This is a genomic window from Pseudomonas sp. AC355, assembly GCF_979258205.1.
Map to the genome: position 1 here is coordinate 3,218,314 of NZ_OZ409843.1, position 20,095 is coordinate 3,238,408.

Consider the following 20,095-nt stretch of genomic DNA (forward strand, 5'->3'; position numbering starts at 1 on the left):
GCCTTGAAGCGCGCACAAGCCATCCCCATATAACAGGTCAACCCCGGAGCTGCCGAAGGAGCACGCCCTTGACCACTATCGTTTCAGTCCGCCGCCACGGCAAAGTCGTCATGGGTGGCGACGGCCAGGTTTCCCTCGGCAATACCGTGATGAAAGGCAACGCGAAAAAAGTCCGTCGCCTGTACCACGGTCAGGTCATCGCCGGTTTCGCCGGCGCCACCGCCGATGCCTTCACCCTGTTCGAACGTTTCGAGTCGCAGCTGGAAAGGCATCAGGGCCACCTGGTTCGTGCCGCCGTAGAGCTGGCCAAAGACTGGCGTACCGACCGTTCCCTGAGCCGCCTGGAAGCCATGCTGGCCGTGGCCAACAAAGATGCCTCGCTGATCATCACCGGTAACGGAGACGTGGTCGAACCCGAGCATGGCCTGATCGCCATGGGTTCTGGCGGTGGCTTCGCCCAGGCCGCAGCCATGGCTCTGCTGCAAAAAGGCAGTGAAGACCTCGACGCCCGCGAGATCGCCGAAACCGCGCTGAAAATCGCCGGTTCCATTTGCGTCTTCACCAATCAGAATCTGACCATCGAGGAGCTGGACTCGGCCATCTAGGCCAGTCCTGATCGGAGCCCGCTCATGTCCATGACACCCCGCGAGATCGTCCACGAACTCAACCGCCACATCATCGGCCAGGATGACGCCAAGCGCGCCGTGGCCATCGCCCTGCGCAACCGCTGGCGGCGCATGCAGCTGCCAGCCGAGCTGCGCGCCGAGGTCACCCCCAAGAACATCCTGATGATCGGCCCGACCGGCGTCGGCAAGACCGAAATCGCCCGGCGCCTGGCCAAGCTGGCCAATGCGCCCTTCCTGAAAGTGGAAGCGACCAAGTTCACCGAGGTCGGCTATGTCGGCCGTGATGTCGAATCGATCATCCGCGACCTGGCCGATGCTGCACTCAAGCTGCTGCGCGAGCAGGAAATCGTCCGCGTGCGCCACCGCGCCGAAGACGCCGCCGAAGACCGCATTCTCGATGCCCTGCTGCCACCGGCACGCAACGGCTTCGCCGAGGAAGCTGCATCGGGCAATGATTCCAATACTCGCCAGCTGTTCCGCAAGCGCCTGCGCGAAGGCCAGCTGGACGACAAGGAAATCGAAATCGAAGTGGCGGACAGCCCTGCCGGTATCGAAATAATGACGCCGCCCGGCATGGAAGAAATGACCAGCCAGTTGCAGAACCTGTTCTCCAACATGGGCAAGGGCAAGAAGAAGAGCCGCAAGCTCAAGGTCAAGGACGCACTGAAGCTGGTGCGTGAAGAGGAAGCCGGGCGCCTGGTCAATGAGGAAGAACTCAAGGCCAAGGCCCTGGAGGCAGTCGAGCAGCACGGTATCGTGTTCATCGACGAGATCGACAAGGTGGCCAAGCGAGCCAACGCCGGCGGCGCCGACGTTTCCCGCGAGGGCGTACAGCGCGATCTGCTGCCACTGATCGAGGGCTGCACCGTCAACACCAAACTGGGCATGGTCAAGACCGACCACATCCTGTTCATCGCATCCGGCGCCTTCCACCTCAGTAAGCCGAGCGATCTGGTGCCGGAGCTGCAGGGTCGCCTGCCAATCCGTGTCGAGCTCAAGGCGCTGTCGCCAGAAGACTTCGAGCGCATTCTCAGCGAGCCCCATGCATCGCTCACCGAGCAGTACGTGGCGCTGCTGCAGACCGAAGGTCTGGGCGTGGAGTTTGCCGAAGACGGTATCAAGCGTCTGGCCGAGATCGCCTGGCAGGTCAACGAGAAGACCGAGAACATCGGTGCCCGTCGTCTGCACACGCTGCTGGAGCGTCTGCTGGAGGAAGTGTCCTTCAGTGCCGGTGATCTGGCTGGGCAGCAGAATGGCGAGGTCATCCGCATCGACGCGGCCTACGTCAACAGCCACCTCGGCGAGCTGGCCGAGGACGAAGACCTGTCACGCTATATCCTCTAAGAGCAGCCACAAGCTGCAAGCTGCGAGTCGCAAGCACATCCGCTTCGGCTCTTCTTGCGGCTTGTAGCATGTGGTTTGGAGCTACCATCATGCTCGTCCCTACCTCGATCAAGCTGCACAAGGCGTCGCGCATACTGGAACTGCAATACGGCAACGATAGCTACAGGTTGCCGGCAGAATTCCTGCGCGTGCATTCGCCGTCGGCCGAGGTGCAGGGCCATGGCAAACCGATTCTGCAGACCGGCAAACTCAATGTCGCATTGATCGGCATCGAGCCGGCAGGCAATTACGCGCTCAAGCTGACCTTCGATGACGGCCATGACAGCGGGCTGTTCAGCTGGGATTACCTTCAGCAACTGGCGCTGCGCCAGGACGACCTCTGGCGTGACTATCTGGCCGAGCTCGCCGCCGCGGGCAGATCTCGCGACCCCGATGAGTCGGTCGTGCGCCTGATGCTCTGATGCGCAGTCATCCGTAACGATTTGGCGCAGCTATTTTCCTGCTGCAATGAAAACGCCCGGCACAAGACCGGGCGTTTTCGTTACCGCGTGCACCCTCAGGACTGATTGCCCGAGGCTGGCGTTGTAGCGCTTGCCGGTGAGGCGGCAGGCGTCGGTGTGCTAACAGGCACAGGCTTGGCCACCGCTGGCTTCTTCGCCGCAGGCTTGCGTACCGGCTTGGCAGCTGGTTTAGGCGCAGCCTTCGCTGCCGGCTTGGCTGCAGGTTTGGCGGGACTCTTGGTGGCAGACGCAGGCTTGGCAGCTACCGCTTTGCCCGCTGCCGCTTTGGCGGCCGGTTTCACAGGCGCTTTCGCCGCAGGCTTGCTGGCAACTTTGCTCGCCGTCGCAGGCTTGGTAGCGGCAGGCTTGCTCGCGGGCTTGGCGGCAGTGGACTTAGTAGCCGGTTTAGCGGCTGCCTTTGCGGGCAGGCCGGTAAGCGCCTCCAGTTGCCTGGTCAACAGCTCGACCTTGTCGTTGAGTGACTTGACCTCGCTGCGACTCGGCACGCCCAGGCGCGAGATGGCGCTATTGAGGCGTTTATCGAAAGCCTCCTCGAGCTCGCCCCACTTGCCGATTGCCCTGTCCTTGACCTCATCGACACGGGATCTGGCACTACCGGTCGAAGGCTTCGTTGCATCGGCTTGCTGGCCTGCATCGCTCTTGGCAGCCTTCTCGGCTCTCTCGCCATCCTTGACCAGCGTGTCGAACAGCTTGGTGCCGTCCTTGCTGACCTTGGAATACGCGCCCAAGCCCGCCAACCAGATCTGCCGCGAGTACTTTTCAACCTCGCCGACCCACGAGCCGGTCTGTTTCTCGGATTTCTTTTTGACAGCCATCCTGCTCTCCTTATTGGGTAAGCGCGACGTGCTCGAACAACGCGCTCAGCTCATCCAGCGTAGCAGACAGGGCTGGGGAGCCTGTCGCGCGGGGATGCCGAGCCGGTTGGGGGCGCCTGCCACGCTAGGATCCAGGGCCCGCTCGATCTTTCGATACTCACGACGACCCTGCTCTTCACGAAGGACACTCTGTTTCTGACTCCGTCGGCTGGCCTGTTGACCCATTCGACTCCTTCATTGACCCGCTTCTTGGCGCGCTGTTCCGCTGCATCGCCAATCCAGGCCTGCGCTCGGGAGAAGTACGAGCCCAGGCACACCACAGGATTTACATCCCCAGGCCAGTTACCTGCAGCTTGCGAAACATGGAAGCGACGACAGAGGAAACGGGCGCAACTGGCAGGCGCGGTAGAGAGGCGCCGAAACAGCAGGAAGGCAAGACAAGGATGTAGCAGCGAATCGATGCAAGCCATACGCTCGCGGGAGACAGCCCGCGAACACTCCGACAGGGAGTGCTCGCAGGCTTTCAGACAGCTGAATCAGCTGGCGTTAGGCGGGGTTACACCATTGGTATTGCTCGCCGCCGGAGCTGGAGCCGGGCTCGACTCGCTGGCAGGTTTGCCTGCAGCAGGGGCAGCGGCAGCCGGCTTGTCAGCTACAACTGGCTTGGCCGCAGGTTTCGCCGCTGCTGGTTTCGCTGGTGCTTTGGCAGCAGGTTTCGCGGCAGTAGGTGCTGGCTTGGCTGCGGTCTTGGTAGCAGCAGGTTTGGCAGTTGGCTTGGCAGCAGCGGGTTTAGCGGCGGCTTTAGCAGTTGGCTTGGCTACAGCAGGTTTTGCAGCGGTTTTAGCAGCTGGCTTGGCGGCTGCAGGTTTCGCGGCGGCCTTGGCAGCTGGCTTGGCGGCTGCAGGTTTCGCGGCGGCCTTGGCAGCTGGCTTGGCGACAGCAGGTTTCGCAGCGGCTTTAGCTGCCGGCTTGGCAGCAGCAGGTTTCGTGGCGGCTTTGGCGGCTGGCTTGGCGGCAGCAGGTTTCGCGGCGGCTTTAGTAGCCGGCTTGGCAGCAGCAGGTTTCGCGGCAACTTTGGCGACTGACTTGGCAGCAGCAGGTTTCGCGGCGACTTTGGCGACTGGCTTGGCGGCAGCGGGCTTAGCTGCGGCTTTGACAGCTGGCTTGGCAGCAGCAGGTTTCGCAGCGACTTTGACAGCTGGCTTGGCGGCAGCGGCAGGTTTGGCTGGGGCCTTGCTGCGAGTGGCCAGAACCTTGCTGGCAGCTTCACGAACCTTGCCGACGCCTTGGGCCAGTTTCAGGCTTTCCTGAGCATCACGCTTGAGCTGCACGATGTACTGACGGGTTTCGCTCTGGCGAGCCTGCAGCCCATCCAGTACGCCTTCCAGCTCGCCGACGGCGGACTTGGCCTTGGACTGAGCCTTGGCTTTGCCTGCAGCAACGGAGGCTTGCAGTTTACCGCGAGCCTTGTGCAGTTTTTCCTGTGCAGCACCGCGTTGCTTTTCCAGTTTGGCGAGCACTTTTTCAGCGTCGACCAAGGCTTGCGAGCAGGCACTTTCGAGGTGCTCGAGCAAGCTTCCGGAAAGCTGTTGAAGCAGGTGCAGCGGAGTGGTGACCGATTTCTTTTTCACGTTTTTCGTGGCCGACATGGCGCGCCTCCTGGCGGATGAGATGAAGCCATACTAGACCTGTGAATTTGCGCCCGCTAGCGGCGCTTTGCAAGCACATGCGTACAGCAACCGGAGCGGGCACCCGCACACAGAATCGGAGGAGACTAAAACGCCGCGAACTCGCGCGGCGTTGAGCGTCATACCGCGTCGGCGGTGGCCTGCTGCTGGTGAGCGGTGTGCAGCACTTCGATCAGGCAGTCTTCGAGCTCGAAGCGCTCATGCAGCATCTGCCCGAGGCGTTTGAGTTCGGCACTGACTGCCTCGACATCGCCACAATCACCTTCATCACAGCGATCATTGAACGCCAGTGCGGCTTCGGTGATCACTTCGAGGCGCGGGTAGATCTGCTTGGCCAGCTCAAGACCGCGCTGGTCACCGAACGCTCGGGCCTCTTCGGTAAGCTGCTGGTAGACCTCGAAATGCCCGGCGGAAACGTAGTCGACGAGGATCTCGCAGAAACGCTGCACGACGGCCTTGTCGCTGACATCATCGATGGCCGCATAAGCCTTGATCAGTTCAGCACGCTCCTGCAACCAGCGATCGATCAACAGGTGTACGCCGCCCCACCGCTCCTGTGCATTCTGGCAACTCTCGAGCATGGTGATCTCCCTCCCTTATCGGTATTTCCTGTAGGCATCCGGGCAACGATCATCGTTCAGCAAGTCGTCGTCGCCCCGAATCGGAAGTTGGCTGATCGCCCCTATCGGCAGCATTCACCTGCTGCCGCTTTGGTGTGAGCCCTGCTCGTGCACCGACAACGACGAAAGCGTCACGTACCGATCCCTGAACGTGTAGCCGAGTCTGGACACTAGCATGATTCGTATTGCAGTCCGAACACTCATTTCGGCTCAGGTTGTGGGCCCTCACCCAAGGCATCAAAGCGCCTCGTCATAAACGCCGGTGCAGGGCCGGCAGGTCATCACGGGTCAACTTGCAGGGCGCACAGCGTGCGGCTCGACGGTAGCGACCGCGGGAACGCTGACGACCTGCCCACTGAGGCGGCGATCGAGCAGGCCGAGACCTTCCTGAAACAAGCGGTTACTACGTTCCACGTCGCCCAGTTGCGCGAGCAGCCGTGCAAGCTCGGCACAGGTTTCCGGATGACGCTCTAAGGTCAAGCTGCTCTCGAAATAATCGCGGGCCTTGCCCCACAGCTGGTTGTGCAGGCTCAGACGACCAAGGGTCAGCAGCAAGCCGGCATCGTTGGGGTGCTGTTTCAGCCAGCCCTCGGCAGCCTGCAGTTGGCGGGCAGGATCACGGCCATGCAGTAGGCCGTACAGACGCGCCAGGCGACTGTCGTATTCGCGATTCAGTGCCTTGCTGAGCAATTCCTCGGCCCCCGGTTCGGCCCCCAGCATACGCAGACGATCGGCATATACCGCAAGCAGTTCGGGCTCGCCGCGCAGATTGGGCGACAGTCGCTCCCAGGCCTGCGCCAGCGAAGGCAAGGTGCTTTCATCGGCAGCGTTCAGGTCTATGGCAGTGAGGTATTCACGCCAGGCACTACGCTCCAGCATCATCAGCTCGGCAGGAGCCAGCGCTTTCTCCTTGCGCAACACCGGCAGCAGTTTGAGCAGTGCTTGCCAGTCGCCACGTATCACGTACAGATCCTGCAATTGGCGTAACACTTGCGGGTTACGCGGATGACGCTCCTGCATCACCAGCAGAGTTTCCTGAGCGGTGTCCACCTGCCCACGCGCCAGTTGCAGCTCAGCGTGGGTCAGGGCGATGGCCAGCTCGGCGTTGGGCTGGCGCTCCAGTGCCTCGGCCAACAGCGCGTCGCTTTCCTCGTAGTGCTCGAGATTATGGGCGGCGCGGGCAGCGCCGAGGTAATGAATCAGCGGGCGCGGCTCATTGCGGGCAATTCGGCTCAGATGCGTCTGAGCCTTGGCCCAGCGGCCCTCGATCAGCTCCTGAAAGCCGTGTTCCGAGGCGCTGCGCACACGGCGTTCACGGTGCAGGCGTGACCACGGATTGACCAGCCCAAGCGAGGTCAACAGCGCACGAATGACCAGGCGCAGCAGCCACAGCGTCAGCCATACCGCCACGATCAGCAGCACGAATGCCCACAGCGTCGACTCGTAGCGGAAGCCCTGGTAGGCGAACAGCACATAGCCCTTGTGTTCGGAGATGGCCAGGCCAAGCAGCGCCAGGCCACCGATCACCACCAAGGCGAGCAGCAGCAGGTAAACGCGCTTCATGGGCGCCCCTCCTCGTTGCCAGTTGCCTCATCGGTCGGCGCATCCTTGAGACGCTCACGTGCCGACTGCTTGTGCTCGATGTAGGCCTGCACCGCGTTGAGCGACTGCGTCAACTCAGGCACCTTGACTTCAATGGGCTTGTCGACCAGTTCGCCAACCCGCATACGCAGGGCACGGCTGTCCGGATTGTCACGGTTGAAGTTGGCGTCCAGCACCTCGCCAGCCTGCTGCAGCGCCTGACGATAGACCTGCGTCTCGCCATGCAGCGCCGCCCATTGTGCCTGCTCAAGAGCAAGACTCAGTGCCAGGCGTACCTGGGTCAGGCTTTGTCCGGCGAGCAGCGGGCGAATATTCTGATCGGCATTGAAATCGAGACGGAAGTACTGCGACAGTGTTTGCAGACCGTGACTCCACCAGGTGCCTGGCGCGCTGTCCGCAGCCAGTTCACCGAGCACACCACCGTCTGCCACGAATTTCGGATTCAGCGAGTTCAATTGCGACGCCTGCTCGCGCAGGGCACCAAGTTGCAGGAATAGCCCTGTACGATCCGGGTTTTCGGTCGAGCGCAGCGCCTCCAGGCTCCTGGCCAGTTGCTCGCGAGCCGCGAACGCTGCCGGGTCATCCTGATCACGGACAATCTCGTCGGCCGCCTGCACCAGCGCCGTGGCGCTGTTGGTGTCCTGCAACGCCGACAAGCGCAGACTAGCCAGACGCAGCAGATGTTCGGCCTCGGCCAGGCGCCAGTCCTGACGGCTGGCGCCGAGAACGGTTTCCAGGCGCTGGTTGAGCAGTTGCTGATCCCCCTGCAACTGGGCCACCAGGCGACGGCGTTCTTCCAGCTCCTCGACGGTCGGCAGCTGCCCGAAACGGTTGTCCAGAGTATTGGTACGCTGCGACAGCGCCTGGGTCTGGCTACGCGCCTCCTCGAGCTGCCCTGACTGCTGCGCCGCCTCGGCCTGCAAGGTACGCAGTTGCCAAGCACTCCAGCCGCCGACACCAACGCCGATCGCGCCGATCAGCAGGGCCACGGCCGCCAACGCAGAGCCCCGTGAGGCGGGTCTGGCTTCGCCGGCAGCCGGAGAAGATTCGAGGGCGGGTTGTACAGGCTGCTCCTGCTCTTTCGGGGTAGTCGCTTCGCTCACGTATCCATCCTTTGCTTCACAAGTCGGGCGAAGCCTGCGAACGCAAGGCCGCCAACAACGCCGCGGTATCAGCACCACGGCAATCCACAACATTCAACGCACCCATCTCGCGGGCCATGATGGCGACTCGCGGGCTGGGTACGAACAAGGGTAGTTGCGCCAGCTGCGGCCAGTCATCCGCTGCCAGTTGGCGCAGATGCATCAGACCCTGCCCACTGCTGACCGCCACGCCATTCAAGCGTTCCACCTGAAATAGCCGCTGCAGGGTGCCAACAGGATAACCCGGCAGCACGCGCCGATAGACCGGCAGGTAGTCGACCTCGACGCCATGCCCACGCAATTGCTCGGCTAGCAGGGTGCGCCCATCCTCGCCACGAATGATCAATACCCGGGGAAACAACGCATCCTGCAGCGCCGTTTGCAGTGCTGGCAAGGCCAGTAACGCCTCGCTGTCGTCACCACCCTCTGGCCAAGTTACCGGCAGCCCGTAGTCGGCGAGAATCTGTCCGGTTCCCGCCCCTACGGTGAACCAGGGCTGATCGGCCAGCGGTTGTGGCCAGTAGCGATCGAGCAGATCGAGGCCGAAACGCGCAGCCGGCTTGCTGACCACGATGACCGCGGTATAGCGAGGCAGGTCACAGATGATTGCGCTCTGTTCCGGGGTTTCAGGCAGCGGTTCGATGCCCAGCAGCGGCAGGCAGGCGCCGTGGACGCCCTCGCCTGCGAGCGCCGCCGCCAGCGCCTGGCATTCCTGCTCGGGGCGCGTCAGCAGCAGGCGCCACGCACTCACTCGGCAGCAGCCTCGCCGTAAATGGCCTGCAGAATCTCGCCAGCCCCTTGGGCCAGCAGCGCTTCGGCCACCTCGATACCCAGGCGTTCGGCATCCTCCGCAGCACCGCGCTGCTCGGCACGCAACAAACTGCTGCCATCGGGCTCGCCGACCAGGCCGCGCAACCACAGCTGCTCGCCTTCGAGAATCGCGTAGCAGGCGATAGGCACCTGGCAACCGCCATTGAGGCGCTTGTTCATCGCTCGCTCGGCAGTGACCCGCAGCGCGGTCGCGGTGTGATTGAGCGGCGCCAGCAAGGCCTGCAGCTGGGCATCGCCAACTCGGCATTCGATGCCGACCGCACCCTGACCACCTGCGGGCAGACTGTGTTCGATAGCGATGGAATCGCGGATGCGTGCCTCGAAGCCGAGGCGAATCAGACCAGCCGCCGCGAGGATGATGGCGTCGTACTCACCGGCATCCAGCTTGGCCAGGCGAGTGTTGACGTTGCCGCGCAGGAAGTGGATTTTCAGATCGGGACGACGCGCCAGCAACTGCGCCTGACGACGCAGGCTCGACGTGCCGACCACGCTGCCCTGGGGGAGTGCGTCGAGGCTGTCGAAATGGTTGGAGACGAAGGCATCGCGCGGATCTTCGCGCTCGCAGATGCAATACAGCCCAAGGCCTTCAGGGAAGTCCATCGGCACATCCTTCATCGAATGCACGGCGATGTCGGCCTGGTCCCTCCAGCAGCGCGGTTTCCAACTCCTTGACGAACAGCCCCTTGCCACCAATCTTCGCAAGCGGCGCGTCGAGCAGTTTGTCGCCGCGACTGACCATCGGCACCAGGCTCACCAGCAGCCCCGGGTGGGCCTGCTCAAGACGAGTTTTGACGTATTCGGCCTGCCAAAGGGCCAGGGCACTCTTGCGCGTTGCGATGCGAATTTCGCGGGGCATGGGGCAATTCCAGAAAACCAATTGCCACCGATGATAACAGGCTCTCGGGTCGCCAGCCCGAAGCCTCCTGCGACCCGTCGCCCTAGTCGGTGCGCGTCCTAGATGTGATTCATCATCTTGCGCACACCCGCCACATGACGACGACTGACTACCAGCGCATCACCATTGAGGCCTTTCAGGAAGAGCTGAAAATGCCCCAGTGGCGTGCGTTGCAGTCGCTCGATGCGCTCACGAGCCACCAAGGCGTTACGGTGGATGCGCACGAAACGGTCACCGAATTCGTCTTCCAACGCTTTGAGCGGCTCGTCCAGCAGCACTTCACCGCCCTCATGACGGAGGGTCACGTACTTATGGTCAGCGATGAAATAGATCACATGATCCAACGGGATCAGCTCGATGCCCTTGCGGGTGCGGGCGCTGATATGGCTGCGCGGGCCAACGCCACTTTCTGCAGCGGGACGGGTGAGTGCAGCCAATTGCACGCGATTGAGACGCTCGGCTTTTTTCAGGGCCTCTTCGAGATGCTCGGGGCGTACTGGTTTAACCAGATAACCCACGGCACTGACCCGAAACGCCTCCAAGGCAAACTCATCATGAGCGGTGCAGAAGATCACCGCGGGTGGTGCTTCACGCTCGCAAAGCCGAGCAGCAGCCTGGAGACCATCAAGGCCTGGCATGCGGATATCGAGCAGCACCACATCGGGCTTGAGGCTCTCGACCAGAGCGAGTGCCTCTTCACCGTTGCTCGCAGAGGGCTCGACAACACGATAACCCTCCAGCGCAGCAACCATGCGGCTCAAGCGCTCTCGGGCAAGGGGTTCGTCATCGACGATCAAGACATTCATAATGATCTGGCTTCCTGCATGGGTCTTGCACATGGGTAGCGTAGACGGGTGTAGTGTCGGCCATCACGACGCTCCACGCTGAGACTGGCTTGCGAACCGAAAAGTGCCGCAAGACGCGCGTCAATATTGGCAAGCGCCTGGTGGGTACCGCGCGAGACCAAAGGCGTACCGCTGTCCTCGTATGGATTGCTGACGCTGAGATGGAACACACCGTCGATGTAATTGGCCGATATCTGCACCAGTCCCCCTTCGATACGTGGTTGGATACCATAGATCAAAGCATTCTCCAGCAGCGGCTGCAGAGTCAGCTGCGGAATGGGTAAATCCGCGGGAACCTCATCAATCTCCCATTGCAACTGTAGTCGCTCGCCGAGCCTATAGTGCTCGATCGACAAGTATCGCTGCGCCAACTCCAGTTCCTCACTCCAACTTACGAGGGTACCGGGCCTGGCCAGACTTGCACGAAACAGGTCGGAAAGATCCAACACAGCCTGTTCCGCCCTGACAGAGTCTGTGACAACCAGGCTAGCGATGCTGTTCAAACTGTTGAACAGGAAATGCGGGCGGATCCTTGCCTGCAATGACTCGATGCGCGCACGCAGCTCCGCCTGCTCCTGGCGCCGCCACTGGCTTTGCAGATAGAAATAGCGCAGCAGCAGTGCCGACATGATCAGACTGATCAGGGCGTGACGCAGGTACAGGTTCACCTCGCCCTCGTGAGGTAGCGGCCCGCCAAGGTCGTAGTAATCGGCGACCGCCGTACAGCCGAGCGTCAGGCCGACCACCAAGGCGCAGCACGCCGCCCCGGCCCACATGGCCTGCAGCCGGGCGAGCAGGGGCCGCAAGCGGCACAGCAGCGCCGAGGACAACAGTACGATCCACTGCACGAACAACGATGTCAGCGCCAGGCGCACCCAGTCGAAACCGGGCAGCATCGGCTCGGCGAGTACCAGCACGAGCACCAGCAGTTCGGCTAGCAGTACGGTGGTGAGCAGCGCCTCGGGCTGGCACAGCTCGGGCACGAAAAAATCATCGGGCGCGGAGGGGGTCGAGGTCTTTCGATTGGTGTTCATCGCCGCAGTGTCCGCGCGCGCCTCAAAGCGAGCAAGAGAGCCCACCGCAAGCGGGCGAAATAACCCACCGAAATGCGTTACTGCTGATGAAATTGTGATCCAGCCAACACTCGCCCGAGCCGCTGCGCAGGCCGACGTGTCTGTTATCATCAGCAGACTTTTCCGTCGTGCCGGAAACTTCCGGCCCGTCCGCACCTGCATACAGCCGAGTCAGACCATGAGCATCGAAAAAACCAATCAGTCCTGGGGCGGCCGCTTCAGCGAGCCCGTCGACGCCTTCGTCGCCCGTTTCACCGCCTCGGTGGAATTCGACAAGCGCCTGTATCGCCACGACATCATGGGCTCCATCGCCCACGCCACCATGCTGGCCAAGGCGGGCGTGCTGACCGATGCGGAGCGCGATGCGATCATCGACGGCCTGACCCAGATTCAGGGCGAAATCGAAGCTGGCCAGTTCGACTGGCGCGTCGACCTGGAAGACGTGCACATGAACATCGAGGCACGCCTGACCGACCGTATCGGCGTGACCGGCAAGAAGCTGCACACCGGCCGCTCGCGCAACGACCAAGTGGCCACCGACATCCGCCTGTGGCTGCGTGACGAGATCGACCTGATCCTCGCCGAGATCACCCGCCTGCAACAGGGTCTGCTGGAGCAGGCCGAGCGTGAAGCCGAGACCATCATGCCTGGCTTCACCCACCTGCAGACCGCCCAGCCGGTAACCTTCGGCCACCACCTGCTGGCCTGGTTCGAAATGCTCAGCCGTGACCACGAACGGCTGGTCGATTGCCGCAAGCGCACCAACCGCATGCCCCTGGGCAGCGCCGCACTGGCGGGCACTACCTACCCGATCCAGCGTGAAATTACCGCTGAACTGCTCGGCTTCGACGCCGTGGGTGGCAACTCACTGGACGGCGTGTCGGATCGCGATTTCGCCATCGAATTCTGCGCCGCCGCCTCCATCGCCATGATGCACCTGTCGCGCTTCTCGGAAGAGCTGGTGCTGTGGACCAGCGCCCAGTTTCAGTTCATCGACCTGCCGGATCGTTTCTGCACCGGCTCCTCGATCATGCCGCAGAAGAAGAACCCGGACGTACCCGAGTTGGTACGCGGCAAGACCGGCCGCGTGTTCGGCGCCCTGACCGGCCTGCTGACCCTGATGAAAGGCCAGCCGCTGGCCTACAACAAGGACAACCAGGAAGACAAGGAGCCGCTGTTCGACGCCGCCGATACCCTGCGCGACTCGCTACGCGCCTTCGCCGACATGATTCCGGCGATCAAGCCCAAGCACGCCATCATGCGCGAAGCGGCCCTGCGCGGCTTCTCCACCGCCACCGATCTCGCCGACTACCTGGTGCGCAAGGGTCTGCCGTTCCGGGACTGCCACGAAATCGTCGGCCATGCGGTGAAGTACGGTGTGGACAATGGCAAGGATCTGGCCGAGATGAGCCTCGAAGAACTGCGCCGCTTCAGCGATCAGATCGAACAAGATGTATTCGCCGTACTGACCCTGGAAGGCTCGGTGAACGCCCGCGACCATATCGGTGGCACCGCACCACGCCAAGTACGCCTGGCTGTGGAACGCGGCCGGGCCCTGCTCGCCTCGCGCTGATGATTGCCGGCCGACGCATTTCGGTGGTCGGCTGTTCGGGCGCGGGCAAGACCACGCTGTCGCGCCGCCTGGCACGGCAGCTTGGTTATCGCCATGTCGAGCTGGATGCGCTGTATCACCAGCCCGACTGGCAAACCCTGCCCACTGAGCAGTTTCAGGCACAGGTCGCCGAGGCGATAGAGGGCGATGGCTGGGTCGTGGAAGGCAACTACTCCTCGGCTCGCCCTCTGGTGCTGGAGCGCACGGACATGGTGATCTGGCTCGATTTACCGCGGCCAACCGTGATGCGCCAGGTGCTGTGGCGCACATTGCGACGGTTGTTCAACCGCCAGGTACTGTGGAACGGCAACCGCGAGCGCTGGAGCAACCTGTTCAGCCTCAAGCCCGAACAGTCGATTCTCGTCTGGGCGTGGACACGCCATGCCACCTACCGACAGCGTTACGGCGAAGAAATGCGCAACGCCCCAGCTCATCGTCATTACCTGCGGCTGGATTCACGCCAGGCAGTCGAACGTTTCCTGACCAGCCTGCCGGCTGACACGACGCCCCGATAACACGATTCACTCTTTCCGGAAGAACCAGATGCCACTCAACATTCGCCCCGCGGTACGCGAAGACGCCGCCCTGATCCTGCGTTTCATCACCGACCTGGCCATCTACGAAAAGGCCGAGCATGAAGTGAAGACCGATGTCGCCGGTATCGAAAACAGCCTGTTCGCCGACGGCGGCACCGCCCACGGTCTGATCTGCGAACTGGACGGCGAGCCTATCGGTTACGCCGTGTACTTCTTCAACTACTCGACCTGGCTGGGCAAGCATGGCCTGTACCTGGAAGACCTCTACGTCACCCCGCAGCAACGTGGTGTCGGCGCCGGCAAGGCCCTGCTGCGCCACCTGGCCAAGCTGGCAGTGGCGCGTGGTTGCGGTCGCTTCGAATGGTCGGTACTGGACTGGAATCAGCCGGCCATCGACTTCTACGAGTCCATCGGCGCCAAACCCCAGAACGAGTGGATCGGCTACCGCCTGACCGGCGAAGCGCTGACCCGCTTCGCCGCCGGCTGATCAGCCGGCCAGGCGTGCCTTCATGTGCGCCATGAACGGCCCGAACGCCGCCTCTTTGTCAGCCGCTATGCGCTGGACATGGGGGTTCGTGGCGAAACGCTCGAGCAGTGCGCCAGCCTCGGGAAAATCGCCGAGCAGGTCGATCTCGAACAGCTTGTGCGCCACGGCGGCGGCCAGGTCGATGCTGTACAGGAAGTACAGGTCGGCCAAGCTCATGCTGTCACCGGCCACGTAAGGCGAGAACACACCCAGGCGCTTTAGCGAGTCGACACCGGCGAGCAATTCCTCGCGACCCTTTTTGAGAATCGCCGGATCCAGCTGCATGCCGAAAAACGCCTGGGTGTAGCAGTAGCGCGCCGGCAACTCGATATACAGCTCGATGTGCCTGGCCAGCTCACGCGCCTTCGCCTGCTCGAACGCACCCTGCGGCAATAGCGCGGTGCCCTTCCCCAGCGCCTCGAGGTACTCGAGGATCGCCGAAGTTTCGCTGATAAAGCCCTCGTCGCACTCCAGCACCGGCACCTTGCCGCGTGGGCTGATGGCCAGGAAGGCTTGCTCGCGGCATGCGTAGGCACGCACCTCTTCAAAGGGCAGCCCCTTTTCCAGCAGGGCGAGCTTGACCATGTTGTAGTAATTGCTGACGGCGAAACCGTGGAGCCTGAGCATGGATAGGTATCCTCTGATAGACAGCCGGGACGAGCACGCTAACCTCATTTCAGGCGCTTTACCACGAGCGCTCCAGGCCAACTGGCTGCGACCGCTCTGGCCTGCTACTCTGCCGCCGCCTCGGGCTCGACGCTCGGGAATCCCTACCATGGACTGGAGTTACACCATGAAGAACCTGTTCTTCTTCGACGCGATGCTCACCCCGAAAATCATCACCTTCGTCTACTGGCTGTTGCTGCTCAGCGTGGCGGTCAGTGGCCTGACGATGATGTTCAGCGGTTATGGCAGTTTTCTCGGCGGCCTCGGCACCCTGATCGGTGGCGCCATCGGCGCGCGTATTTGGTGCGAGCTGATGATCGTGCTGTTCAAGATCCACGAAAACCTGCAGAAGATCGCCAACCGCGCGTAATATGAGCACGCCCGCGCACCTTGCATGCGCGGGCGCTGCAGCTACTCCAGCGCGGCGGCTCCTGCCAGCGCTACCTGCCCGTCCTGAGTCGGGTGCATCCCCGACACGCCAATGGCGCCGATGACCTTGCCGTCCTGCACCAGCGGTACACCGCCCTCCAGCAGAATAGCGTTGTGCATCGACAACAGCCGCAGTGCCGCTCCACCGGTGGCCAGGGTCTCTTCGAAGCCCTTGGTAGAGCGCTTGAACAGCGCAGCGGTGGAAGCCTTCTTGATCGCCACCTCGACACTGCCCAGCGCCGCTTCATCGAGCTTGTGCAACAGCACCAGATGGCCACCGCTGTCGGCCACGGCAATCACCATCGGCCAGCCATTGGCGCGGGCCTCCCGCTCGGCAGCCGCTGCAATGTGCTGCGCTAGCGCCAGGCCGATAGGCATGCCATAGCTCAACACCCCAGGGGCGAACGCGACTGGCGCACTCATGGCATCGCCTGCCCGCCGTTGACGTCGAGCACCTGACCAGTGATGTAGCCACTGCAGGCATGAGAGGCAAGGAACAGGTACGACGGTGCCATTTCTTCCGGAGTGCCGAAGCGGCCCATGGGAATGGTGGTGCTGACCGCAGCGCGTGCGGCGTCGTCCTTGTCGGCATGGAAGGCGGTGTCCACGGTGCCCGGAGAGACAATGTTGAAGCGGACATTGGCCGGGGTGAATTCACGCACCCAGTTGCGCTGAATGTTGTGCAGCCAGGCTTTGGCTGCCGCATACAGGCTCGCACCCGGGCCGCCACCGCCATGCGCGGCGATCGAGCCGGTGGTGATCACCGCCGCGCTCTGCCCGCTGGCCTTGGCCGAAGCGCGCAGATGCGGAATAGCCTCACGGGTGACCATCAGTGCCGAGCGCAGGTTGACGTCGATCATAGCGTCGAAGAACGCGTCGTCGATGTTCTCCAGACCACGGCGCTCCAGCAGCGCACCGGCGTTGTTGATCAGCACGTCGATGCCGCCGAAGCGTTCGACGAACGCCGCGACCGTGGCCACGCAGGCGTCGGTTTTACCGAGATCGCCGGCGAAAAACGCAGCCTGGCCGCCATCGGCCGACAGCTCGCTGAGCAGTGCATCAAGATCGGCCGGCGTGTTGCGCGCGGTGATGCCGACATGGGCGCCAAGCTTGGCGAAGGCACGCGCGGTAGCCAGGCCGATGCCGAGGGTGGAGCCGGTGATCAGTACGCGCTTGCCGCGCAGGTCATTGAAAGTCATTGGGTACATTCCTCTTTGCGATGAGCAGGTGGTTGCGGGGCGATGCCGGCACGGCGCTTGAGCACGCGCAGTAGCAACGGCAACATCCACAGCGACAGGGTGATGATGGCCAGCACCAGGGAGACCGGACGTTCGAAGAACACCATCAGGTCGCCCTGGGCGCGCATCATCGAGGTGATAAAGGTTTCCTCGAGCATCGGCCCGAGAACGATGCCGAGAATCATCGGCGCCAACGGGAAGCCGTTCTCTTCCATCAGGAAGCCGACGATGCCGAAGGCGAGAATGGTGACGATGGCGAACAAGGTGTTTTCCACGGCGAAGGCGCCGACGATGGAGAACGCCAAGATCACCGGCATGAGGATGCTCTGCGGCACCTGAAGCACACGTTTGAACAGCTTGATGGCGAGAAAACCGAAGGGAATCAGCAGGATGTTGGCGAGCAGGAAGGCCAGGAACACCGCGTTGATCATGTCGGCGTTCTCAGTGAAGATCGTCGGCCCCGGGTTCAGGCCCTTCATGAACAGCACGCCAATGACGATGGCGGTCAGCGAGTCGCCGGGAATACCGAACACCGTGGCCGGGATGAAGCTCCCCCCACCGCCGCGTTATTGGCTGCGGTAGCCGGGACGATCTTGGCCATGTTGACCTCATCCGGCGTGGTGCGTTTGGCCGCTGCGCGCTTGGACATGGCGTAGGAAATGTATGCCGCCACATCGGAGCCGGCGCCCGGCAGAATACCTACCAGCACACCGACGAATGAACCCTGAGCAACGCCCACCTTGTACTTGAAAATGTCGCGCAGCGCCTGCAGCAACATGGGCTTCTGCGGCACCAGCGCGGCCTGCCGGGAGTTGCCGGCGCGGCTGTTGCGGGTGCAGAAACGCAGAATCTCCGCCACCGCGAACAGACCGATGATCACCGGGATAAAACCCAGGCCGCCGAGCAGGTCGGCATTGCCGAAGGTGAAGCGCGCCTCGCCAGACACCGGATCCAACCCCACGCTGGCCACCAGCAAACCGAGCAGCAGCGATACTGCGCCCTTGACCGGCGAGCTGTCGGACACCGCAATGGCAGCGGTCAGGCCCATGCAGGCCAGCCAAAAATATTCGAACGAGCTGAAATTGAGGGCGAATTCGGCCAGAAACGGCGCACACAGAATCAGTGCCAGTACGCCGATGCTGCCGCCGATTGCCGAACTGATCGCGCTCATGCTCAGGGCGTATTCGCCCAGGCCACGTTGTGCCAGGCTGTAGCAAGGCTCGGTGTAGGCCGCCGAAGCCGGTGTGCCGGGCATGCGCATGTACACCGCCGGCAGATCACCGGAAAAGATCGCCATGGCCGCCATGGTGACGATCGCGGCGATTGCTGGCACCGGATCCATGAAGAAGGTCACCGGCACCATCAGCGCCACGGCCATGGTCGCGGTGAGGCCGGGGATGGCACCGACGAACAGCCCGTAGATGGCAGCCACCACCATCACCGCCAGGACTTCGAACGTCATCACCATGCCGAAAGCATTGATTATCGCGTCCACACTCAGCCTCCTAGGTAGTCGGTTAGAAAGCCCATGGGCAACTGCACGCTCATCACCTGCTGAAAGAACAGGTAGAGGAATAGAGTGACCAGCACAGCGGTCACCCACGACAGCAGCGGCCGACCACTGAAACGCTGGCACAGCACACCGACCACTATCACGCTGCACAGCGGGAAACCGACGGTTTCGATGGTCGCCACCAAGGCCAGCACCAGCAACGGCACTAACACAACGTTGATCAGTTGCTCGCGGTTACGAAACCAGGGCTCAGCCTGCACCAGCCAGAAACCATCACCCTCCGAACTGCGTGCCAGGCGTACACCTTTGACCAGCAAGATCACGCCACACAAGGCCAGCAAACCGCCGATGATGGACGGGAAGAACCCCGCCCCGTACTGAAAGAATGGGGACACTTTCATCTGCTGGCCATTGAGCAATACGCCCAGGCCAAGCAGGGTGAAGAGCACCCCGAGAGTGATGTCGCTGAGTTTCATGCTGCGCTCCTGTCGACCAACCGATGCACCGCACCTGCCCTCTACGAGCAGGCGGGTGGCACAGCGATTACGGATTGAGCTTGCTGATCAGGGCCTGGACGTCACGGGTGTGCTGCTCCAGGTACTCACCGAAGGCTTCGGCATTGCGCCACTGCGGACGGAAGCCACGGGCCTCCATTTCCTTGCGCCATTCGGGGTCGTTGTAGATCTTCTCCAGAGTGGCCTCAAGCTTGACCTTGATGTCGTCCGGCAGGCCGGCAGGTGCCACCAGCGCACGGAACGAACCCAGCTCCAGATCCAGACCGGTTTCCTCTTTCAGGGTCGGCACATCCGGGTAGGCAGCCTGGCGCTCGGAACCGAATACCGCGAGGCTGCGCACCTTGTTGGAACGCAGCAGCGCATCGGCCTCCGGCAGCGAGCACGGCACGAAGTCGACGCCTCCGGCAGCCAGATCCTGCATCGCCGCAGCGGCGCCCTGGCCGGGAATCATGCGGATCTTCTGCAGATCGACCTGCCAGGCATCCAGCAGCCCGGCCACGGCCATCGGCCAGGAGCCGCCGCAACCGCCAGCACAGGCGATGGTGTACTTGGCGGGGTCGGCTTTCAGCGCATCGAGCGCCTGACGCAGGCTGGTGAAGGGTGAGTCGGTATTGACCTGGAAGCCGGCCAGGTCGAAGTTGTACTGGCCGATGGGCGTGAAGTCGCTGGCCTTGAAGTCGGCCTGGCCCATTTCCTTGTAGTGGGCATAGTTGAACAGGATGCCCAGGGTGTAACCATCGGCCTTGGAGCTGATGATTTTCTGGATGCCGACCACGCCACCGCCCTGCCCCAGGTTGATGACGTTGAACTGCTGCCCCAGCTCCTGCTTGAGGTACTTGGACAGGATGCGGGCAGTACCGTCGGAGCCTCCGCCCGCGCCGGCCGGCACGATAATGCTCACCGGGCGGCTCGGCCATTCGGCGGCCATCGCCGGCATGGCCAGGCCCAGCGCCAGGGTCAGTGCGGCCAGCTTGCAGCCGGCGCGGCTCAGCAGTTTGCCGAGGGTAGAAGACTGCGACATGCGAGGTGCATGGTTAACGAGCATAACGAGCTCTCCT

The 20,095-nt window shown here is 62.6% G+C and carries 20 protein-coding genes and 2 pseudogenes; 7 read left to right on the plus strand and 15 right to left on the minus strand.

Annotated elements, in window-relative coordinates; genetic code table 11:
• The first annotated feature begins 68 nt into the window (after positions 1-68).
• The 3 genes from hslV (at position 69) to ACZ0AI_RS15240 (ending at position 2,431) form a co-directional block, all read left to right on the plus strand.
• Positions 69-605 (plus strand): ATP-dependent protease subunit HslV, encoded by a 537-nt coding sequence (hslV, locus tag ACZ0AI_RS15230; RefSeq protein WP_225837659.1) that lies wholly within the window; start codon positions 69-71, stop codon positions 603-605.
• A 24-nt stretch (positions 606-629) separates the two neighbouring features.
• Positions 630-1,970, plus strand: a complete 1,341-nt coding sequence (gene hslU / locus ACZ0AI_RS15235) for an HslU--HslV peptidase ATPase subunit (RefSeq protein ID WP_463562590.1) — start codon at positions 630-632, stop codon at positions 1,968-1,970.
• 89 nt (positions 1,971-2,059) lie between these two features.
• Entirely contained in the window at positions 2,060-2,431 is a 372-nt protein-coding gene (locus ACZ0AI_RS15240; RefSeq protein WP_463562591.1) for a gamma-butyrobetaine hydroxylase family protein, read from the plus strand.
• A gap of 95 nt (positions 2,432-2,526) precedes the next feature.
• On the opposite strand, the gene ACZ0AI_RS15245 is transcribed toward ACZ0AI_RS15240, so the two are convergent.
• The 9 genes and pseudogenes from ACZ0AI_RS15245 to ACZ0AI_RS15285 form a co-directional block, all read right to left on the minus strand.
• The gene (locus ACZ0AI_RS15245) at positions 2,527-3,306 is read right to left on the minus strand and encodes a phasin family protein (RefSeq protein ID WP_463562592.1); all 780 of its coding nucleotides are present in this window, start codon (positions 3,304-3,306) and stop codon (positions 2,527-2,529) included.
• A 536-nt stretch (positions 3,307-3,842) separates the two neighbouring features.
• Entirely contained in the window at positions 3,843-4,955 is a 1,113-nt protein-coding gene (locus tag ACZ0AI_RS15250; RefSeq protein WP_463562593.1) for an AlgP family protein, read from the minus strand.
• 158 nt (positions 4,956-5,113) lie between these two features.
• A complete protein-coding gene (gene rsd, locus ACZ0AI_RS15255; RefSeq protein WP_225837649.1) occupies positions 5,114-5,575 on the minus strand; it encodes a sigma D regulator in 462 nt (153 codons plus the stop codon).
• A 327-nt stretch (positions 5,576-5,902) separates the two neighbouring features.
• Positions 5,903-7,177: a heme biosynthesis HemY N-terminal domain-containing protein gene (locus ACZ0AI_RS15260; RefSeq protein WP_463562594.1), complete on the minus strand. Its 1,275-nt coding sequence runs from the start codon at positions 7,175-7,177 to the stop codon at positions 5,903-5,905.
• Positions 7,174-8,319: a uroporphyrinogen-III C-methyltransferase gene (locus tag ACZ0AI_RS15265; RefSeq protein WP_463562595.1), complete on the minus strand. Its 1,146-nt coding sequence runs from the start codon at positions 8,317-8,319 to the stop codon at positions 7,174-7,176. The genes ACZ0AI_RS15260 and ACZ0AI_RS15265 overlap by 4 nt, the downstream gene beginning before the upstream one ends.
• Positions 8,320-8,335: 16 nt before the next feature.
• Entirely contained in the window at positions 8,336-9,109 is a 774-nt protein-coding gene (locus ACZ0AI_RS15270) for a uroporphyrinogen-III synthase (protein WP_463562596.1), read from the minus strand.
• Positions 9,106-10,045: pseudogene (gene hemC, locus ACZ0AI_RS15275) on the minus strand (hydroxymethylbilane synthase). The gene ACZ0AI_RS15270 and the pseudogene hemC overlap by 4 nt, the downstream one beginning before the upstream one ends.
• A 98-nt stretch (positions 10,046-10,143) precedes the next feature.
• Positions 10,144-10,890 carry a LytR/AlgR family response regulator transcription factor gene (locus tag ACZ0AI_RS15280; RefSeq protein ID WP_463562598.1) on the minus strand — a complete coding sequence of 249 codons (747 nt, stop codon included), beginning with the start codon at positions 10,888-10,890 and terminating at the stop codon, positions 10,144-10,146.
• Positions 10,887-11,963 carry a sensor histidine kinase gene (locus ACZ0AI_RS15285; protein WP_225839611.1) on the minus strand — a complete coding sequence of 359 codons (1,077 nt, stop codon included), beginning with the start codon at positions 11,961-11,963 and terminating at the stop codon, positions 10,887-10,889. The genes ACZ0AI_RS15280 and ACZ0AI_RS15285 overlap by 4 nt, the downstream gene beginning before the upstream one ends.
• Positions 11,964-12,180: 217 nt before the next feature.
• On the opposite strand from ACZ0AI_RS15285, the gene argH reads away from it, so the two are divergent.
• From argH to ACZ0AI_RS15300, 3 genes are read left to right on the plus strand one after another with little or no spacing between them, the layout of a single operon-like run.
• Positions 12,181-13,575: an argininosuccinate lyase gene (gene argH / locus ACZ0AI_RS15290; protein ID WP_463562599.1), complete on the plus strand. Its 1,395-nt coding sequence runs from the start codon at positions 12,181-12,183 to the stop codon at positions 13,573-13,575.
• A complete protein-coding gene (locus ACZ0AI_RS15295) occupies positions 13,575-14,129 on the plus strand; it encodes an AAA family ATPase (protein WP_463562600.1) in 555 nt (184 codons plus the stop codon). Before argH ends, ACZ0AI_RS15295 begins: the two co-directional genes overlap by 1 nt.
• Before the next feature lie 28 nt (positions 14,130-14,157).
• A complete protein-coding gene (locus ACZ0AI_RS15300) occupies positions 14,158-14,637 on the plus strand; it encodes a GNAT family N-acetyltransferase (protein WP_463562601.1) in 480 nt (159 codons plus the stop codon).
• Here ACZ0AI_RS15300 and ACZ0AI_RS15305 read toward each other — a convergent pair whose 3' ends face one another.
• The gene (locus tag ACZ0AI_RS15305) at positions 14,638-15,303 is read right to left on the minus strand and encodes a glutathione S-transferase family protein (protein WP_463562602.1); all 666 of its coding nucleotides are present in this window, start codon (positions 15,301-15,303) and stop codon (positions 14,638-14,640) included.
• A gap of 148 nt (positions 15,304-15,451) precedes the next feature.
• On the opposite strand from ACZ0AI_RS15305, the gene ACZ0AI_RS15310 reads away from it, so the two are divergent.
• Positions 15,452-15,712, plus strand: coding sequence for a DUF4282 domain-containing protein (locus ACZ0AI_RS15310; protein WP_463562603.1), 261 nt, complete (start codon positions 15,452-15,454; stop codon positions 15,710-15,712).
• A gap of 41 nt (positions 15,713-15,753) precedes the next feature.
• Here the strand turns inward: ACZ0AI_RS15310 and ACZ0AI_RS15315 are convergent, their stop codons facing one another.
• The 5 genes and pseudogenes from ACZ0AI_RS15315 to ACZ0AI_RS15335 form a co-directional block, all read right to left on the minus strand.
• Complete coding sequence (locus ACZ0AI_RS15315) at positions 15,754-16,194, minus strand: GlcG/HbpS family heme-binding protein (protein WP_463562604.1); 441 nt, start codon at positions 16,192-16,194, stop codon at positions 15,754-15,756.
• Entirely contained in the window at positions 16,191-16,970 is a 780-nt protein-coding gene (locus ACZ0AI_RS15320; protein ID WP_463562605.1) for an SDR family NAD(P)-dependent oxidoreductase, read from the minus strand. The genes ACZ0AI_RS15315 and ACZ0AI_RS15320 overlap by 4 nt, the downstream gene beginning before the upstream one ends.
• A pseudogene (locus ACZ0AI_RS15325) lies at positions 16,967-18,477 on the minus strand (tripartite tricarboxylate transporter permease). The gene ACZ0AI_RS15320 and the pseudogene ACZ0AI_RS15325 overlap by 4 nt, the downstream one beginning before the upstream one ends.
• Positions 18,478-18,506: 29 nt before the next feature.
• Complete coding sequence (locus tag ACZ0AI_RS15330) at positions 18,507-18,998, minus strand: tripartite tricarboxylate transporter TctB family protein (protein WP_463562606.1); 492 nt, start codon at positions 18,996-18,998, stop codon at positions 18,507-18,509.
• A 67-nt stretch (positions 18,999-19,065) separates the two neighbouring features.
• Positions 19,066-20,082, minus strand: coding sequence for a Bug family tripartite tricarboxylate transporter substrate binding protein (locus ACZ0AI_RS15335; protein WP_463562607.1), 1,017 nt, complete (start codon positions 20,080-20,082; stop codon positions 19,066-19,068).
• Between the last annotated feature and the right edge of the window lie 13 nt (positions 20,083-20,095).

What these genes read in the sequence shown, in the direction of transcription:
- ACZ0AI_RS15310 (WP_463562603.1), top strand. Translation starts at nt 15,452, where the DNA reads ATGGACTGGAGTTACACCATGAAGAACCTGTTCTTCTTCGACGCGATG.
- ACZ0AI_RS15305 (WP_463562602.1), bottom strand. Translation starts at nt 15,303, where the DNA reads ATGCTCAGGCTCCACGGTTTCGCCGTCAGCAATTACTACAACATGGTC.
- ACZ0AI_RS15330 (WP_463562606.1), bottom strand. Translation starts at nt 18,998, where the DNA reads ATGAAACTCAGCGACATCACTCTCGGGGTGCTCTTCACCCTGCTTGGC.
- rsd (WP_225837649.1), bottom strand. Translation starts at nt 5,575, where the DNA reads ATGCTCGAGAGTTGCCAGAATGCACAGGAGCGGTGGGGCGGCGTACAC.
- ACZ0AI_RS15300 (WP_463562601.1), top strand. Translation starts at nt 14,158, where the DNA reads ATGCCACTCAACATTCGCCCCGCGGTACGCGAAGACGCCGCCCTGATC.
- ACZ0AI_RS15315 (WP_463562604.1), bottom strand. Translation starts at nt 16,194, where the DNA reads ATGAGTGCGCCAGTCGCGTTCGCCCCTGGGGTGTTGAGCTATGGCATG.
- ACZ0AI_RS15285 (WP_225839611.1), bottom strand. Translation starts at nt 11,963, where the DNA reads ATGAACACCAATCGAAAGACCTCGACCCCCTCCGCGCCCGATGATTTT.
- hslU (WP_463562590.1), top strand. Translation starts at nt 630, where the DNA reads ATGTCCATGACACCCCGCGAGATCGTCCACGAACTCAACCGCCACATC.
- ACZ0AI_RS15295 (WP_463562600.1), top strand. Translation starts at nt 13,575, where the DNA reads ATGATTGCCGGCCGACGCATTTCGGTGGTCGGCTGTTCGGGCGCGGGC.
- ACZ0AI_RS15260 (WP_463562594.1), bottom strand. Translation starts at nt 7,177, where the DNA reads ATGAAGCGCGTTTACCTGCTGCTGCTCGCCTTGGTGGTGATCGGTGGC.
- ACZ0AI_RS15250 (WP_463562593.1), bottom strand. Translation starts at nt 4,955, where the DNA reads ATGTCGGCCACGAAAAACGTGAAAAAGAAATCGGTCACCACTCCGCTG.
- ACZ0AI_RS15280 (WP_463562598.1), bottom strand. Translation starts at nt 10,890, where the DNA reads ATGAATGTCTTGATCGTCGATGACGAACCCCTTGCCCGAGAGCGCTTG.
- ACZ0AI_RS15320 (WP_463562605.1), bottom strand. Translation starts at nt 16,970, where the DNA reads ATGACTTTCAATGACCTGCGCGGCAAGCGCGTACTGATCACCGGCTCC.
- ACZ0AI_RS15335 (WP_463562607.1), bottom strand. Translation starts at nt 20,082, where the DNA reads ATGCTCGTTAACCATGCACCTCGCATGTCGCAGTCTTCTACCCTCGGC.
- ACZ0AI_RS15245 (WP_463562592.1), bottom strand. Translation starts at nt 3,306, where the DNA reads ATGGCTGTCAAAAAGAAATCCGAGAAACAGACCGGCTCGTGGGTCGGC.
- argH (WP_463562599.1), top strand. Translation starts at nt 12,181, where the DNA reads ATGAGCATCGAAAAAACCAATCAGTCCTGGGGCGGCCGCTTCAGCGAG.
- ACZ0AI_RS15240 (WP_463562591.1), top strand. Translation starts at nt 2,060, where the DNA reads ATGCTCGTCCCTACCTCGATCAAGCTGCACAAGGCGTCGCGCATACTG.